This window comes from Brevundimonas sp. DS20 (assembly GCF_001310255.1).
Classification (GTDB): Bacteria; Pseudomonadota; Alphaproteobacteria; order Caulobacterales; family Caulobacteraceae; genus Brevundimonas; species Brevundimonas aurantiaca.
On sequence record NZ_CP012897.1, the window covers coordinates 3,198,084 to 3,214,247 of the forward strand.

General features: G+C 67.2%; 17 protein-coding genes. 7 read left to right on the top strand and 10 right to left on the bottom strand.

Translation table 11 applies throughout. The features are described 5' to 3' along the window. Positions 1 to 9: 9 nt before the first annotated feature. Together JL11_RS15680 and JL11_RS15685 are read left to right on the top strand one after the other, a co-directional pair. Positions 10 to 2,523 (top strand): TonB-dependent receptor, encoded by a 2,514-nt coding sequence (locus JL11_RS15680; protein ID WP_054766478.1) that lies wholly within the window; start codon positions 10 to 12, stop codon positions 2,521 to 2,523. Positions 2,524 to 2,533: 10 nt separating this feature from the next. Further along, on the top strand, positions 2,534 to 4,228 hold the full coding sequence (locus tag JL11_RS15685; RefSeq protein WP_054766479.1) for an alkaline phosphatase D family protein: 1,695 nt from the start codon (positions 2,534 to 2,536) through the stop codon (positions 4,226 to 4,228). Here JL11_RS15685 and JL11_RS15690 read toward each other — a convergent pair. From JL11_RS15690 to JL11_RS15715, 7 genes are all read right to left on the bottom strand, one after another. Then, positions 4,212 to 5,456, bottom strand: a complete 1,245-nt coding sequence (locus JL11_RS15690; protein WP_054766480.1) for an MFS transporter — start codon at positions 5,454 to 5,456, stop codon at positions 4,212 to 4,214. The genes JL11_RS15685 and JL11_RS15690 overlap by 17 nt on opposite strands. An 11-nt stretch (positions 5,457 to 5,467) precedes the next feature. Then, complete coding sequence (dxs, locus tag JL11_RS15695; protein WP_054766481.1) at positions 5,468 to 7,378, bottom strand: 1-deoxy-D-xylulose-5-phosphate synthase; 1,911 nt, start codon at positions 7,376 to 7,378, stop codon at positions 5,468 to 5,470. A 60-nt stretch (positions 7,379 to 7,438) separates the two neighbouring features. Next, complete coding sequence (locus JL11_RS15700) at positions 7,439 to 8,314, bottom strand: polyprenyl synthetase family protein (protein WP_152951165.1); 876 nt, start codon at positions 8,312 to 8,314, stop codon at positions 7,439 to 7,441. Between the two features lie 79 nt (positions 8,315 to 8,393). Then, positions 8,394 to 8,645, bottom strand: coding sequence for an exodeoxyribonuclease VII small subunit (locus tag JL11_RS15705; RefSeq protein ID WP_054766482.1), 252 nt, complete (start codon positions 8,643 to 8,645; stop codon positions 8,394 to 8,396). Between the two features lie 48 nt (positions 8,646 to 8,693). Then, entirely contained in the window at positions 8,694 to 9,356 is a 663-nt protein-coding gene (locus tag JL11_RS15710; protein ID WP_054766483.1) for a histidine phosphatase family protein, read from the bottom strand. Positions 9,357 to 9,397: 41 nt separating this feature from the next. Continuing rightward, complete coding sequence (locus JL11_RS18115) at positions 9,398 to 9,670, bottom strand: hypothetical protein (protein ID WP_306414853.1); 273 nt, start codon at positions 9,668 to 9,670, stop codon at positions 9,398 to 9,400. Further along, positions 9,645 to 10,010: a winged helix-turn-helix transcriptional regulator gene (locus JL11_RS15715; RefSeq protein ID WP_054766484.1), complete on the bottom strand. Its 366-nt coding sequence runs from the start codon at positions 10,008 to 10,010 to the stop codon at positions 9,645 to 9,647. Before JL11_RS15715 ends, JL11_RS18115 begins: the two co-directional genes overlap by 26 nt. Before the next feature lie 91 nt (positions 10,011 to 10,101). Here JL11_RS15715 and JL11_RS15720 point away from each other — a divergent pair, with 91 nt between their 5' ends. The 3 genes from JL11_RS15720 to JL11_RS15730 are packed head-to-tail and all read left to right on the top strand — an operon-like array spanning position 10,102 to position 12,305. Then, the gene (locus tag JL11_RS15720; RefSeq protein WP_054766485.1) at positions 10,102 to 11,100 is read left to right on the top strand and encodes a zinc-binding alcohol dehydrogenase family protein; all 999 of its coding nucleotides are present in this window, start codon (positions 10,102 to 10,104) and stop codon (positions 11,098 to 11,100) included. A gap of 16 nt (positions 11,101 to 11,116) precedes the next feature. Next, a complete protein-coding gene (locus tag JL11_RS15725; protein WP_054766486.1) occupies positions 11,117 to 11,644 on the top strand; it encodes a GNAT family N-acetyltransferase in 528 nt (175 codons plus the stop codon). Positions 11,645 to 11,660: 16 nt separating this feature from the next. Beyond that, positions 11,661 to 12,305, top strand: coding sequence for a hypothetical protein (locus tag JL11_RS15730; RefSeq protein WP_054766487.1), 645 nt, complete (start codon positions 11,661 to 11,663; stop codon positions 12,303 to 12,305). A 10-nt stretch (positions 12,306 to 12,315) separates the two neighbouring features. Here the strand turns inward: JL11_RS15730 and JL11_RS15735 are convergent. Then, a protein-coding gene (locus JL11_RS15735) for an IS3 family transposase (RefSeq protein ID WP_165906610.1) occupies positions 12,316 to 13,505 on the bottom strand; the annotation gives its coding sequence in 2 pieces (ribosomal slippage) (positions 12,316 to 13,253 and positions 13,253 to 13,505; 1,191 coding nt in all). Between the two features lie 160 nt (positions 13,506 to 13,665). Here JL11_RS15735 and JL11_RS15745 point away from each other — a divergent pair. Further along, positions 13,666 to 14,844, top strand: a complete 1,179-nt coding sequence (locus JL11_RS15745) for a vWA domain-containing protein (protein WP_054766488.1) — start codon at positions 13,666 to 13,668, stop codon at positions 14,842 to 14,844. 52 nt (positions 14,845 to 14,896) lie between these two features. Beyond that, the gene (locus tag JL11_RS15750) at positions 14,897 to 15,379 is read left to right on the top strand and encodes a hypothetical protein (RefSeq protein WP_054766489.1); all 483 of its coding nucleotides are present in this window, start codon (positions 14,897 to 14,899) and stop codon (positions 15,377 to 15,379) included. 63 nt (positions 15,380 to 15,442) lie between these two features. On the opposite strand, the gene JL11_RS15755 is transcribed toward JL11_RS15750, so the two are convergent. Continuing rightward, positions 15,443 to 15,625 carry a CsbD family protein gene (locus JL11_RS15755; RefSeq protein ID WP_054766490.1) on the bottom strand — a complete coding sequence of 61 codons (183 nt, stop codon included), beginning with the start codon at positions 15,623 to 15,625 and terminating at the stop codon, positions 15,443 to 15,445. Between the two features lie 85 nt (positions 15,626 to 15,710). After that, the gene (locus tag JL11_RS15760) at positions 15,711 to 16,154 is read right to left on the bottom strand and encodes an NUDIX domain-containing protein (RefSeq protein WP_054766491.1); all 444 of its coding nucleotides are present in this window, start codon (positions 16,152 to 16,154) and stop codon (positions 15,711 to 15,713) included. Positions 16,155 to 16,164: the final 10 nt, after the last annotated feature.

Genomic DNA, 16,164 nt, shown 5'->3' on the forward strand with positions numbered 1-16,164 from the left:
GGGATAAAGATGGCGAACGAACTGAAGACGCGGCTGATGGCCGCGGCCGCCCTGAGCGGCGTCCTGGCCATGGCCCAGGCCGCTCAGGCGCAAAGCCAAGAGGCCGGACCGACGGATCTGGACGAGATCGTCGTCACGGCCCAGCTGCGCGAACAGAAGACCATCGAGGTTCCGTTCGCCCTGACCGCCTATTCCGGCCAGTTCTTGGAAGACCTGGGCATCCAGGAGTTCGAACAGCTGTCGGCCTTCGTGCCGGGCTTCCTGGTGCAGAACCAGTCGCCGAACAACCCCGGCTTCGTGATGCGCGGCATCACATCCGACTCGGGCGCCGCCACGGCCGAGCCCCGCGTCTCGGTGTTCCAGGACGGCGTGTCGATCTCCAAGTCGCGCGGCTCCTATGTCGAACTGTTCGACCTGGCGCGCGTCGAAGTCGCCAAGGGCCCGCAATCGACCCTGTACGGCCGCGGCGCCCTGATCGGGGCGGTCAATCTGGTGCAGAACCGCGCCGAGCCCGGCCAGACCGAAGCCTACGCCAATATCGAGGCGGGCAATGAAGACTATCGCATGGTCGAAGGCGCGCTGAACCTGCCGGTCGGCGAGACCGCCGGCCTACGCCTGGCGACCCGGCTGAAGACCCGCGGCGGTTCGGTCGAGAACCTGCGGGGCGGCGACGATTTCAACGGCATCGAAACCAAGGCCGTTCGCCTGTCCGGCGCCTGGGCCCCGTCGGACGCCCTGCGTTTCGACGTGATCGGCAACTATCAGAACGACCACGCCTCGGGCACTTCGTTCAAGTCGATCGCCTATGCGCCGGCCGACCCTGACACGGGCGCCGTCCTGGGCGGCAAGGAGCCCTGGGAAGGCGCGGCCCTGACGCGCGGCGGCGCCTTCGACGGCGGCAAGGACCTGGGTCTGGATCGTGAAGTCTGGGGCGTGACCGGTCTGGCCCGGATCAATCTGAACGCCGCCTGGACCCTGAATTCGACCACCGCCTATCGTGAGTTCGACAACTACGAAACCTTCGACGCCGACGGCGTCTCCCTGCCCGTCCTGACGGCGGCGGAAGAGACCCATGGCGAACAATGGAGCCAGGATCTGCGCCTCGGCTTCGACAACGGCGGTCGCCTGACCGGCTTTGTCGGCGCCGGCTGGTTCCACGAAGAAGGCTATCAGCGCACCCCGGCCCAGTTCGACGAACGCCTGGCCCTGGCCCAGCTGGCCGGCCTGCTGGACGGTTCGCCGACGACGGTCGGCGACCGCACCCTGCCGCTCGCCGCCTATCCCACCGTGGCGCGCGGCGCCCTGGCCGCCCTGTTGACGCCCCTGGGCGCGGGCGCCCTGGCCACGCCGATCGCCGCCAATCTTGACCCGGCCCATATCGAGACCTCGACCAACCGGTCGGAGCTGACCTCCTATGACGTCTTCGGCGACGTCACCTACGCCTTCACCGACCGGTTCGAGATGTCGGCGGGCCTGCGTTACACCCGCGACGACAAGACCACCGGCTACGCCAGTTCGGTGGAGCGCCGTTCGGCCCTGGGCGCTCTTCTGGGTCTTCAGACCGGCGCCGTTCCCGCCACCCAGGTTCCCAGCTTCCTGGCGGCCCTGGCCAATCCGAGCTTCGCCGTCCTGCCCGCCGGCCTCTTCCCGCTGTTCGGTCTGACCGCCCAGCCGACGACCAACAACGGCGACTTCTCCTACTTCGACTCGGAAGACGACGGCCTGACCTGGCGCCTCACGGCCCGCTATGAACTGACCGACGAGACCAATCTGTACGCCAACTACGCCCGCGGTCGTCGCCCGGAAGTCATCAGCGCCTCGGGGCCGTCCGCGCCCAGCGGCGCGGCGCGCTTCACCCCGGTCGATGCGGAAACCGTGGACAGCTATGAGGTCGGCGCCAAGTCGGCCCTGCTGGACGGCCGCCTGCGCGTCGACGGCGCGGTCTTCCTGTACAACTACGAAAACTTCCAAACGACGATTCAGCAAGGCACGCAGTTCATTACGACGAACGCGGGCGAGGCCAAGTCTTACGGCTTCGAGGGTCAGGCGAACTTCGCCGTGGCCTCGACCTTGGACCTGTTCGCCACCTACGCCTACAACCACTCGCGCTTCGAGAACGGCATCTACGACGGCAACCAGTTCCGCCTGTCGCCTGACCACGCCGCCTCGATCGGCGCGACCTGGCGCCTGCCGACGACGGGCGGCGAGATCGAGGTCCAGCCGACCTACACCTGGCAGTCCAAGGTCTTCTTCAGCGACGACAACGACATCCCCGCCCTGCAAACGCAGAACTTCGTCGCGGACCTGATCCAGGACGAATATCAGGACGCCTACGGCCTGCTGAACATTCGGGTCCGCTATACGCCGGAAGGCGGAAACTGGGGCGTCGAAGCCTTCGGCGAAAACGTCCTGGACGAGAAGTACATCAAGGACGCTGGCAACACCGGCGACGCCCTGGGCATGCCGACCTTCATCGCCGGTCGTCCGGCGGCCTATGGTCTGGTGTTCAAGCTGAAGCTGTAAGGATCGAACGATGAAACTGGATCGCCGCAGCCTTCTGGGCCTGTTGGGCGCGGGGGCGGCGACGCCCGCCGTCGCCCAGGCCGCCGATGGCGGTCAGGTCGCCTTCCTGCACGGCGTGGCGAGCGGCGATCCCGATCATCATTCGGCCGTCTTCTGGACCCGCGTCACCCCGGCCGATCCGTCGGCCGGGGAAATCCCGGTCGTTCTGGAAGTGGCCAAGGACGCCGAATTCACCGACATGGTGCGCCGCACCGCCGACCTCACCGCCCGGGCCGAGCGCGACTTCACCGTCAAACACGATCTGCATGGGCGCGGCCTGGAGCCCGGCCATGAGTATTTCTACCGGTTCATCGCCCGCGGCGTGACCTCGCCGGTGGGGCGGGTCCGCACCCTTCCCTTGGGCGCCACGCCCCAGGTGAACCTCGCCGTGGTGTCGTGTCAGCTCTATCCGGGCGGCCTGTTCAACGCCTATGAGGCCATTTCCCAGCTGGATCGGCTGGACGCCGTCGTCCACCTGGGCGACTACATCTATGAATACGGCGCCGCGCCGAACGACTACGGCATGAATACCGGTGCGCCGCTGGGCCGGTCGCCCCTGCCGCCGCATGAGATCGTCAGCCTGGCCGACTATCGAACGCGCCACGCCCAGTACAAGACCGATCCCGACCTTCAGGCCGCCCACGCCCGCGCCGCCTTCATCTGCGTCTGGGACGACCACGAGGTCGCCAACGACACCTGGATGCGAGGCGCCGAGAACCATCAGCCCGCGACCGAAGGCGACTTCGCCGCGCGCAAGGCGGCGGCTCTACGGGCCTATTTCGAATGGATGCCGATCCGCGAAGCCCGCCCCGGGACCATGAAGGAGGCGATCAACCGCAGCTTCCACTTCGGCGACCTGGCCAGCCTGCATATGGTCGAGACCCGGCTGCTGGCCCGCGTCGAACAGATGGAGTTCGCCGACATTCCCAAGACCGCCGACGGGCGGCCGGACCTCGACGCCTTCGAGGCCCAGCGCCAGGACCCGTCGCGCGATCTGCTGGGCGAGCCCCAACGCCGCTGGCTGGGCGAGGCCATGCGCCAGTCCAAGGCCGCCGGCCGGCCGTGGCAGATCCTGGGTAATCAGGTCATTATGGCCCGGGTCAAGGGGCCGAACATTGAACAGATGGTGCCCCCCGCCCAGCTGGCCCAGATGGTCTCCGGCCTGCCCGACGACGTCCGCCCCCAGGTCGAGACCGCCATCCAGCTGTTCAGACTGGGCCTGCCGTTCAACCTGGACAGCTGGGACGGCTATCCGGCCGGACGCGAGCGTCTGTACGAGACCATGAAACAGGCGGGGGTCGAGCCCATCGTCCTGGCCGGCGACAGCCACGCCTTCTGGGTCAATGAACTGTATGACAACGGCGGAGAGCGCCGGGCGGTCGAGTTCGGAACCTCGGCCATTTCCAGCCCCTCGCCCGGCGACCATGTCGGCGGCCTGCCCCTGGGTCTGGCGCTGCAAGCCGCCAATCCCGAGGTCAAGTTCTGCGACCAGTCGGCCAAGGGTTTCGTGCTGCTGACCCTGGAGCGGGATCAGGCCGTCGGCGAACTGCGCACCGTCTCCACCATCCTGGCCAAGCCGTATGAGAACCGGACGCTGAAACGCTATCGTCTGGCGCGGACTGAGACGGGCCTGGGGCCGTTGGAAGACGTCACCGCACCCGCCTGATCGCCGCCACCGCAAGGGCAGCTCCCAAGAAACACAGGGCGGCGGCCACGAACAGGCTGCGCAAGCCCAGATCCAGCCGCTCCAACAGGACCAGGGCGATCAAGGGGGCGATCGCCTGGGGCAGGGTCACGGCCAGGTTGATCAGCCCCAGATCCTTGCCCCGATCCTGAGCCGAGGGAAGGACGTCAGTCATCAAGGCGATATCGACGGCGCCGTAGCAGCCTTGGCCCAGGCCATAGAGGGCGAAGGCGATCAGGACCAGGGTCCAGTCCGGGGTCGCCGCCATGACGGCCGCTGCGATCGTCAACAGGACCGCCCCCGTCACCCCCAGGGGCTTTCGCCGCGTCACACGCGACCCGTTGACGGCGACCACGGCGCTGACCGCGACCACCCCGACCACGGCGATGGCGGTGACAAGGGAATGACCCGCCTCAGCCGTCCGGCCGGGGAACAGCCGAGCAAAGCCGATGGCGTCGGCGATGTAGAAGAGCAGATAAAAGGCCACCAGCGAATAGCCGGTGACGACCAGGAAACGATAGGACCAGGCCAGGCTGAAGTCGCGGGTTGCAAAGGGCCTGAGCAGGCTCGCCAGGGAGAAGCCCGAAAACACCGGGCGGACCTGCGCCGACGGCGGCGGGTCTTCGCGCGACAGCAGGGCGAAGGGCACGGTGGCCGCCGCGACGACGGCGGCCAGGACCGCCAGCCGCGCCGCCTCGCCCTGCGGTCCCCAGGCCATGACCACCGACCCGATCATGGCGGCCAGAGGATAGCCCATGCCCATGACGGCCGACATGGCGCTGCGCCGGTTTTCCGGCACCCGATCAGCGAAGAGGGCCAGGAGCGGCGCCAGCAAAATGTTGAACGCCAGTTGAAACCCGACGAGCGCCAGAACGAAGCCGACGGGCGTCGATGCGCGATGAAGACCGGCGTAGCTGGCGATCGTCAGCACCGCGCCGACGATGATCCAGGGCCGTCTGCGCCCGTGTCTGGACCGGGTGCGGTCGCTGAGGGCGCCGCCGATGATGTTGCCGACCCCGGCCGCCATACAGCCCCAGAACAGGGCCTGGCTGAGCAGGGGGCCTTTGGCCTCGCCGCCGATAAGCTCGGCGTGGAGGGGCGCAAGCACCTGAAGCAGGGGCGCCACGCCGATGAAGCCGCCGATATAGGCGACGGCGTAGCCGAAGAGGAAGGCCGGCCCGGCCGGCCGGGTTGGAATGCCGGCGACCACGGGCGGGGGCGTCAGGCGCGAACGGCCCGCGCCGCCGCAAGCCCCAGCGCCTGGACGGCGGCGGCGGCGATATGGTCGGCGTTCAGCCCGGCCTGGGCGTACATCGCCGCCGGCGTGTCCTGGTCCTGGAAGACGTCGGGCAGGTTCAGGGTGCGGACCTTCAGCCCGCGATCCAGGGCGCCCTTTTCCGCCAGCAGTTGCAGGACGAAGGCGCCGAAGCCGCCCATGGCCCCCTCCTCCACCGTGATCAGGGCCTCGTGCTCGCGGGCCAGGCGCAGGATCAGGTCGGCGTCCAGCGGCTTGGCGAAGCGGGCGTCGGCGACGGTGGCGGATACGCCTCGCGCAGCCAGAAGATCGGCGGCCTTCAGCGATTCCTGAAGTCGGGTGCCCAGGGACAGGATGGCGACGGCGGTCCCCTCGCGCACGATCCGGCCGCGGCCGATCTCGAACGGAGCGGCCAGGTCCGGGATCTCGACCCCGACGCCGTCGCCGCGCGGATAGCGGAAGGCGCTGGGGCGGTCGTCGATGGCCAGGCTGGTCGAGATCATGCCCGCCAGTTCGGCCTCGTCAGCGGCGGCCATCAGCACCATGCCGGGCAAGGCCCCCATGAAGCCGATGTCGAACGATCCGGCGTGGGTCGCCCCGTCGGCGCCGACCAGACCGGCCCGGTCCATGGCGAACCGCACCGGCAGGGACTGGATCGCCACGTCGTGGACGACCTGGTCATAGCCGCGCTGGAGGAAGGTGGAATAGATGGCGCAGACCGGCTTCATCCCGTCGGCGGCCAGACCGGCCGCGAAGGTGACGGCGTGCTGTTCGGCGATGCCGACGTCATAGGTCCGCTCGGGGAAGGCTTGGCCGAACAGGTCCAGCCCGGTGCCCGAGGGCATGGCGGCGGTGATGGCGACGATCGACGGATCGGCCTTGGCGTGTTTGATCAGCTCGGTCCCGAACACCTTGGTGTAGCTGGGGGCGTTGGAGACGGCCTTGGTCTGTTTGCCGGAGACCACGTCGAACTTGACCACCGCGTGGAGTTTGTCGGCGCTGCTCTCGGCGGGGGCGTAGCCCTTGCCCTTCTGCGTCACGACATGAACCAGAACCGGCCGGTCCTCGATGGCCGCCGCCTTCTTCAGGATCGGCACCAAGTTCTCCATGTCGTGGCCGTCGATGGGGCCGACGTAGTAGAAGCCCAGCTCCTCGAAGAAGGTGCCGCCGGTGACCATGCCGCGGGCGTATTCCTCGGCCTTCTTGGCGGCGTTGCGGAACGGGCGCGGCAGGTGCTGGGCGAAGGAGCGGCCCAGGCGGCGAACGTTCTGATAGGCGCCGCCGGACACCAGACCGGCCAAATAGGCGCTCATCCCCCCCACCGGCGGGGCGATGGACATGTCGTTGTCGTTCAGTATGACCATCAGCTGGCCGCTGGTGGCCTCGGCCGCATTGTTCATCGCCTCATAGGCCATGCCGGCCGACATGGAGCCGTCGCCGATGACGGCGACCACCTTGTTTTGTTCGCCCTTCTGGTCGCGCGCGGCGGCGAAGCCCAGGGCGGCGCTGATCGAGGTCGAGGCGTGGGCGGCGCCGAAGGGATCGTATTCGCTCTCGCTGCGCTTGGTGAAGCCGGACAGGCCGCCGCCCTGGCGCAGGGTGCGGATCCGGTCGCGACGTCCGGTCAGGATCTTGTGCGGATAGCACTGATGGCCGACGTCCCAGATCAGAATGTCCTTTGGCGTCTCGAACACATGGTGAAGCGCCGTGGTCAGCTCGACCACCCCCAGGCCCGCGCCCAGGTGGCCGCCAGTGACCGAAACCGCGTCGATGGTTTCCGCCCGCACTTCTTCCGCCAACTGCTTGAGCTGGGCGATGTCGAAGCCCCGCATGTCGGCGGGAAACTTGACGGTGTCGAGAAGCGGGGTGTCGGGCATCAGCCGGGAAAACCTTGAAAGTCTGATCAATCAACCCGCGAGGGCGATCGACGTTTCGTATCAGGACCGGCGCCTTAGCACAAAGTCCACGCTCGCCTTGAGGATTTCCGCCTCATCGCCAAAGGACTCCAGATGGGCGCGGGCCTGATCGGACAACAGCGCGACCCTCTGTCGCGCCTCGTCCAGCCCCAGCAGGGTGACGAAGTTGGTCTTGCCCAGGGCCGCGTCCTTGCCGCCGGCGGCCTTGCCCATTTCCTCGGCCGAACCCTCGGCGTCCAGAATGTCGTCGACGATCTGATAGGCCAGGCCGACGTCGTGGGCGAAGCTGATCAGGGCGTGCTGATGCTGGGCCGAAGCCTCGGCGATGATCAGCGGAATCTCGAAGGCATAGGCGAACAGGGCGCCGGTCTTCAGACGTTGCATCCGGGCGACCCCGCCCAGGTCGTCGCGCACGCCCAACAGGTCGATCATCTGGCCGCCCGCCATGCCCCGCGCGCCCGAGGCCAGCGACAGCCGGGCCGCCAGTTCGCAGCGGACGGCGGGATCGTCGTGGGTGTCCTCGTGCAGAATGATGTCGAAGGCCGCCGTCTGAAGCGCGTCGCCGGCCAGGACCGCCGTGGCCTCGTCATAGGCGCGGTGGACGGTCGGGCGGCCGCGCCGCATGTCGTCGTCGTCCATACAGGGCAGGTCGTCGTGGACCAGGCTGTAGGCATGGACGCATTCCAGGGCGCAGGCGGCGCGCAGCACCGACCGCGCGTCGATGTCGAACAGCCGCGCCGCCTCAAGGGCGAAAAAGGGCCGCAGCCGTTTGCCCGGTCCCAGGGCCGCATAGCGCATGGCCTCGGTCAGGCGGGATTCCGGCCCTTCCGCGCGCGGCAACAGCTCATCCAGCGCCACCGTCACCAGATCGGCGACCTCGGCGACCCGGTCGATCACGGCCTGCTCGGGCGAATTGGCGGCGATGACCCGGTTCAAGACGATCGACCGCCCTTGGCCGCAAGAGGACGATGCGGCTTCATTCGAACGACGCCGCCTCAACGCCCTTGGCCTGGCCGTCCGGCCCGACCACGATCTTTTCGACCCGCAGCTGGGCCGCCTTCAGACGCGCCTCGCAATGGGCCTTCAGCCGGGCGCCCTCTTCGTACAGGGCGATGGATTCCTCCAGCGGGGCCTGGCCGGATTCCAGGCGCGAGACGATGGTCTCCAGACGCTGCAGCGCGTCTTCAAAGCTGAGGTCGGCGGGAATGGCGGGTGCGGCGTCGGTCATGGCGCGCGACCCTAAAGACCCGGTCGCCCCGCATCAACGGTTATGCGGCTAGCGTTTTTCGTAACGGCGCTGCGACCAGTATTTGAAGCCCTGGTTATGCACCAGTTTCCACCCGTCGGCCTTCAGACGCGCGCCGACCATATGGTTGAAATAGCCGTGGGCGAAGACCAGGACGTCCTGGCCGGTCTCGGCGCGGGCGATCAGCTTCTGGGCGGCCTGTTCGGCGCGGACCTCGGCCTGGGCGCGGGTCTCCTGGCCGCCGTGATGATCGAAGGCGTGCCACCAGAAGCGCGACACCACCCCCCACCATTTCGGCGACAGCTTGATCCAGTCGGGAATGGGCGGCGGCGGCAGGGGCGCCTCGATGAACATGACGTCCGACATCACTTCCCGCCCGGCGACGACCGCGGCGGCCGTCTCCTGGGCCCTCTGGCGGGTGGAGGCGTAGATGGCGCCGGCGCCCTGGGCGGCGGCGACCAGTTCGGGCGGCGGCGTCTGGCCCGCCAGCAGACCGCCGACCTCGTACTTCGCCCACCAGTCTCCGTACTCGCGGGCAGTGATCAGGCACTTGCGCGACAGGGCGGGTTCGCCGTGGCGCGTCAGGATGATGGCGCCGGGCCGCACGCCGCTCGCAGCAGGCGCGCCAACAGAGCCGCCCACCTGAACGGCGGTCTCTTCAGTCGAATCGAGGGACAGGGCGGGGGCTGACATGGCGATGGGACGAAGCTTAAGGTTTCAAGGCCTTATACGTCCTAATCCTCCCCGAGCGCGGCGACGTGTGCGACCGCGGAGCGGCCTGGTCCTTCAAGGTCGTAACCGCCCTCGCGCGCGGACACAACCTTGCCCGAACAGGTCCGGCGCGCGTTTCCCCGAACCGCGCAGGTCGCCCAGGCGAAATCCTCGGCCTCGAGCGACAGGAGCGCCAGCGGATCGCGCGCCGCAGGGGGGCGACCGGCGCATGGGCCGGCATCGACGGGTGGGTGAAGATCGGCAGGTGGGTCATGTCTCAGCCTCCATGCGCAGATGAGCCTCGCCCCAGGCGCGCAGGGCGAGGATGACCGGAGACAGCGTCCGCCCCGCCTCCGTCAGGCCGTAATCGACGCGGGGCGGAACCTGAGCATAGACCGTCCGATGCACCAGTCCCGCCGCCTCCAGCTCGCGCAACTGCTTTGTCAGCATCCGCTGAGTGACGCCGGGAAGATGACGTTTCACCTGACTGAACCGCAAGGGGCCGTCGAGCAGATGATAGACGATCACCCCCTTCCACTTGCCGCCGATCAGATTGAGGGCGGCGTCGACGACGCATTCACCCGGCCGCACGTTTCGAGGCGGCGCGACGAAGGTCTCGGAAAAGACGGTATCCATTCGGGTACTACATACAGAAAAATGCCGTTCTTGCGCCGAATGTAGCTGAAGGCGATGTGGGACGCGACGACACAAGCCAAGGAGCATTGTCATGAAGGCCATCGGCACGACCGGCCCCCGCCCCGTTTCGGATCCCGCCGCCCTGATCGCGTTCGAGGCGGCCGAGCCTGAACTGCGCCCGCGGGATCTGCTTGTTGCGGTCAAGGCCGTCAGCCTGAACCCCGTGGACACAAAGGTGCGCAGCAGTCGGCAGCCGGACCAGCCCAGCATCCTGGGCTACGACGCCGCAGGCGTGGTGATCGGCGTCGGGGCGGAGGTCAGCCTGTTCAAGGTCGGAGACGAGGTCTTCTACGCCGGTCAGATCGACCGCCCCGGCTCGAACGCGGAGCGTCACGCGGTGGACGAACGGATCGTGGGTCGCAAGCCGCAGTCCCTGACCTATGCCGAGGCCGCCGCCCTGCCCCTGACCGCCGTCACCGCCTGGGAACTGCTGTTCGACCGGATGAAGGCCGACCGGGACGAGGACGAGAGCCTGCTGATCGTCGGCGGAGCCGGCGGGGTCGGGTCCATCCTGATCCAGATCGCCAAGACCATGACGAAACTGCGTGTCGTCGCCACCGCGTCTCGCCCTGAGACTCGTCAATGGTGCCTGGACCAGGGGGCGGACGCCGTCATCGACCATTCCCGCCCCATCGACGAAGCCCTGACGGAAGCCGGCGAACGGGCGCCGAAATATATCGCATCCCTGACCCACACGGCCGGCCATTTCGAGGCCCTGGCCCGCGCCGTCGCGCCCCAGGGGGTCATCGGCGCCATTGACGACTTCAAGGGTCTGCCGGTCGAACTGCTGAAGCAGAAGGCGGCCGGTTTCGTGTGGGAGTTCATGTTCACCCGCCCGGTCCACCAGACCCCCGACATGATCCGGCAGCACGAAATCCTGAACGCCGTGTCGGAGGCGGTCGACGCCGGCGCCATCCGCACCACCCTGACCCGCAACCTGGGCCGGCTTTCGGTCGAGACCCTTCTAGACGGGCATCGCCAGTTGGAAAGCGGCTCGACGATCGGCAAGGTCGCGCTGGACGGCTTCTGAGGCTAAGGGGCGGGTCATGACCGAGATCCTGATCCGCACCCCCCGCCCTGGAGACGCCGAAGCCCTGGGCGTCCTGGGGCGTCGGACCTTCGTCGAGACCTTCGTGACCGGCTTCGGCATTCCCTATCCCGAGGCGGACCTGACGGCCTTTCTGGACGCCAGTTTCGATCCCGAGCCGACGCGGAAAAAGCTCGCCGAACCCAACGCAGCCTGGTGGGTGGCCGAGCGGGACGGCGAACTGCTGGCCTTCGCCAACGCCGGCCCCAACGGCCTGCCCCATCCGGAGGCGCGCCCGGAGCATATGGAGCTGCGCCGCCTGTATGTATCCAAGGCCGCCCAGGGTCTGGGCCTGGGCACGAAGCTGCTGACCCTGTCGCTGGACTGGATGGAGGCCCACACCCAGGGGCCGCTCTGGATCGGCGTCTGGAGCGGCAACGAAAAGGCCCAGCGCCTGTACGCCGCCTATGGGTTCGAGAAGGCGGGCGAGTACGAGTACCCGGTCGGCGCCTGGCGCGACCACGAGTTCATCTTGCGGCGCGGATAGACGTTCGGCGAGCTGCGTGCTTTTCTTAAAAAAAAGGGAGGAGTTCACGGTGTCAAACCGCGTCGCTGCAATTGCGCTATTGCTGGCTGCCTATTCTACAGCAGCCCATACTCAAGACACGGCGCCTGACAACAAACCGCCGAATGTTGAGGAGATCGCCACCGCCCGATCCTACGCCGACCAGTTGATCGCCTCGGCCAATGCGGCACGCTATTTCGAGAATATCACCACCGACGCTACCCCCACGGTCCGTCACAAAGCCAGCGGCATGGTGTGCGCCTTCTCAGACCCGGAATACGACAAGATCACCATCTACCCCGCTGCAGCCTCGATTGGGGAAGGTGAGGACGTGGGATGCAACACGCGCCTGCTGGAAGTTAACTTCACTAGCTACGCCACACGCTATGCGCGATACTTCAGCGAGGAAGCCATAATTCAAGACACAATGAACGCGATTGTGCAGCGATGGCCGGATGCAAAGCCCCACGCCGAGGGGCTGATTACAGCCACCATCAACGATGCCCCGGCCCAGCGCGTCGCCGGCTATGATATCAAGATCGACGGTCGTCCCATGCTCACACTCGTTCTGGTGACCCATCAAGGCGAATGGAGTTTCAAGGGGCGTGTGACGGGACCGTCAGAAGGCGATACGCTGACGTGACCCCCGTTTCTCATCCAGCCATAACGAGAGTCCTAGGTTGATCTGAGCTGTGATCGGCTGGGTTGGCAAGAGGCCGGTCTGCGCAGCCATCAACCAGCGCAGCAGGCCGGCCGATGTGTCCGGTGAGCGCTTCTGCATAAGCCTGCGGCGTCAGCCACCCGAGCTTCGAGTGCGGACGCTGCTCGTTGTAATCGCGTCGCCACGCCTCCAGCACGGCGCGAGCGTGCGGCAGCGAGCGGAACAGCGTCTCGTTCAGCAGCTCGTCACGCAGCCGCCCGTTGAAGCTTTCGTTGAAGCCGTTCTGCTGGGGCTTGCCCGGCGCGATGTAGTGCCAGCCGACGCCGGTGTCGTCGGCCCAGGCCAGGACCGCGTTCGAGGTGTACTCCGTGCCGTTGTCGCTGACGATGGTGTCGGGCCGCCCTCGCTGCCGGATGACGGCGTCCAACTCCCGCACGACCCGCGCGCCCGACAGCGAGGTGTCGGCCACCAGCGCCAGGCACTCGCGCGTACAGTTATCGATCACCGTCAGGATGCGGAAGCGCCGCCCGTCCGTCAGCTGGTCTGCGACGAAGTCCAGCGACCAGCGCTGGTTGGGCGCCAGCGGCAGGTCCAGCGGTCGCCGCGTGCCCATCGCTCGCTTCCGGCCGCCGCGCCGGCGCACCGTCAGTTGCTCGTCGCGATAGATCCGCTGGACCCGTTTCCTGTTGACCGCATGGCCCTCGCGCCGCAGCAGCACGTGCAGGCGACGATAGCCGAACCGTCGACGTTCCTGGGCCAGGGCCTTCAGCCGGTCGCGCAGAGCGCCGTCGTCCGGGCGCGTCGCCTGATAGCGCACGCTCGTCCGATCGACGCCCAGAACACGGCACGCCCGCCTTTCGCTCATCTCGTAGGCGGCCTGCAGATGGCCAGCCGCCTCGCGATAGCCGGCGGGCGTCACCACTTTTTTCCCAGCAGGTCCTTCAGGGCCACGTTGTCCAGCATCGCGTCCGCCAGCATCCGCTTCAGCCGGGCGTTCTCATCCTCGAGCGCCTTGAGCCGCCGAGCCTCCGACACGTCGAGCCCGCCAAACTTGGCCTTCCATTTGTAAAAGGTCGCCGAGCTGACCCCGTGGCGTCGGCACACCTCCGCCGTCGCTACACCGGCCTCCTGCTCCCGCAGGATCCCGATGATCTGCTCTTCCGTGAACCTCGATCGCTTCATTCTGTCCGTCCTTCGTTGGGCGGACTCTAGCTATTCCTGGAGGAGTTTCAGGGGGTCACGTCAACGCCCACAAACCTCGTGGGCGCGATCATGTTCTCGCGCAGCCTCCCGACAGAGAAAGTCGCTCCCTAAAGCTTCGGCTTTGCGGCATTAAGAGCCCATGCTCCTGCCCTTCTTCACTGCCCTGCGCGACGCCAAGGTTCCGGTGTCGATGAAGGAATGGCTCCATCTGATGGAGGCCATGGATCACGATCTGGCCGGGCGCGAGATCGAGGCCTTCTATCACCTGTCGCGGGCGGTGCTGGTCAAGGACGAGAAACACTATGACCGGTTCGACCAGGTGTTCGGGACGGTGTTCAAGAGCGTCGAATCTGTCGGGGCGGGCGAAGATCTGACGACCGACATCCCCGAGGAATGGCTGCGGCTGCTCAACGAGAAATATCTGACCGACGAGGAAAAGGCTCAGATCGAGGCGCTGGGCGGTTTCGACAAGCTGATGGAGACGCTGAAACAGCGGCTGGAGGAGCAGAAGGAGCGCCACTCGGGCGGGTCCAAGTGGATCGGCACGGGCGGGACCAGCCCCTTCGGTCACGGCGGCTATAATCCGGAAGGCGTGCGGATCGGCGGACCCGGACGACATGGCCGGGCGGTCAAGGTGTGGGAGAAGCGCGAGTTCAAGAACCTGGACGACACGGTCGAACTGGGCACGCGCAACATCAAGGTGGCCTTGCGCCGCCTGCGCCGCTTCGCGCGCGAAGGGGCGGCGGAAGAGCTGGACATCGACGGCACCATCGACGGCACGGCCCGCCAGGGCTGGCTGGACATCCAGATGCGGCCCGAGCGGCGCAACACGATCAAGGTGCTGCTGTTCCTGGACATCGGCGGATCGATGGACGGCCATATCAAGCTGGTGGAGGAGCTGTTCTCGGCCGCCCGGACCGAGTTCAAGAATCTGGAGTTCTTCTACTTCCACAACTGCCTGTACGAGGGTGTCTGGAAGGACAACCGGCGGCGTCACACCGAGCGGATCGCCACCTGGGACCTGCTGCACAAATATCCCGGCGACTGGCGCGCCATCTTCGTCGGCGACGCGACCATGTCGCCCTATGAGATCACCATGCCCGGCGGTTCGGTCGAACACTGGAACGAGGAGGCCGGGGCGGTGTGGATGAAGCGAGCCCGCCAGCAGTGGGAAAAGTCCGTGTGGCTGAACCCGGTGCAGGAACGGTACTGGAGCTACACCGCCTCGGTCGGCCTGTTGCGGGAGCTGATGGACGAGCGAATGTTCCCCCTGACGCTGGAAGGGCTCGACAAGGCGATGCGGGCGCTGACAAGGTAGGTTTCGCGTCCGGGGCGAAACCGCCCTGGCGACAGTGCAAAGAGGCCTGAGAATGCTCGCCGCCTTCGCCCTGCTTCTTCTGGCCCAACAGGCCGCCCCGACCGTGGTGTGGGAGGCGCCGCCCGCCGCCGAAGCCCCGCCGCCGCGTCCCGCCCACAATGTTCCGGAATGGGGTCTCGCCGATCCGTTCGGCTATGAGCGGGCGCGGTGCAGCCCGCAGCTGCGCGGCGCGAGATCGCTGGAAGTCTGTCAGGCCGAGGTTCGCGCCCAGCTGGCCCTGGCTCTGGGGCCGGATCTGCCCGACGCCCTGCGCCCTGAGGGGATGGCGGGCGACTGCCAGATGGCCCAGGCGGCCCAGGGCGGCTCGTCCTACGGCCTGCAGTGCGGCCCCCAGTCGCGGGCGCCGACCGACTCTCCCCGGCCCAAGGAGGTGGATTGCCGCCCCCGTCCCGAACGGGGCGGCTTCAGCTCGGAATGCCGACCGGTTGGGGCGCCCCAGGACAAGGGGCTAACGCTGAAGCTATGGGGTGACTGACCCGAACGAAAACGCCGCCCGCGACTGCGGACGGCGTTGAACGTCTTTAAATAGTCGGTCGCGTCAGTTGCGATTGTCGCGCAGACTGTCCTTCACGCCGCCGACCGCGTTTTGGACCTTGCCTTCGACCTGGTCCGCCTTCCCCTCAGCCTGAAGCTTGGAATCGCCGGTCATCTTGCCGACGCCTTCCTTGATCTTGCCGCCGACATTCTTGGCGGAGCCTTCAATACGGTCATGATCTGCCATGGGAATTCTCCTGTTTCGAGCGACGCCGCGATGGCGCTGCAAGGTGAAGGAGAAACGGGAGCGGGTCCGGGCCGTTCCGTAAGGCTCAGCTTGCCCGGCGCAGCCACACCGCGACCGCCCAGGCGTGGGAGTCGTGGCGGAGGCGCGACAGAGCCACGGTCGGGTCCAACCAGACCAGGGTGTGATCATCCTCGCACTTGGCCTGGGGGTTCTCGGCCGTGACCGTCGCGGTCCAGAAGCCGCCGACGTTGTAGAGGGGCTCGCCGGTGCTTTTCAGATGATACTGGCCCGCCTCGGCGATGCGGTTCAGAGGCGTCACAGACAGGCCGGTTTCCTCGACGAACTCGCGCACCAGGGCCTCGACCTCGGTCTCCTCGCCATCCACCGCCCCGCCGGGAAGATCGAAATAGGCGCCGGCCGCTCGTTCGACCCGGACGCAGGCGATCAGGCCGTCGCGCTCCACCACGCCGAAGGCCGTGGCGCGGTGGCGATAGTCGAGCGCGGGATTACGAAGGCCGAACTGGAGCATGATGCAGATC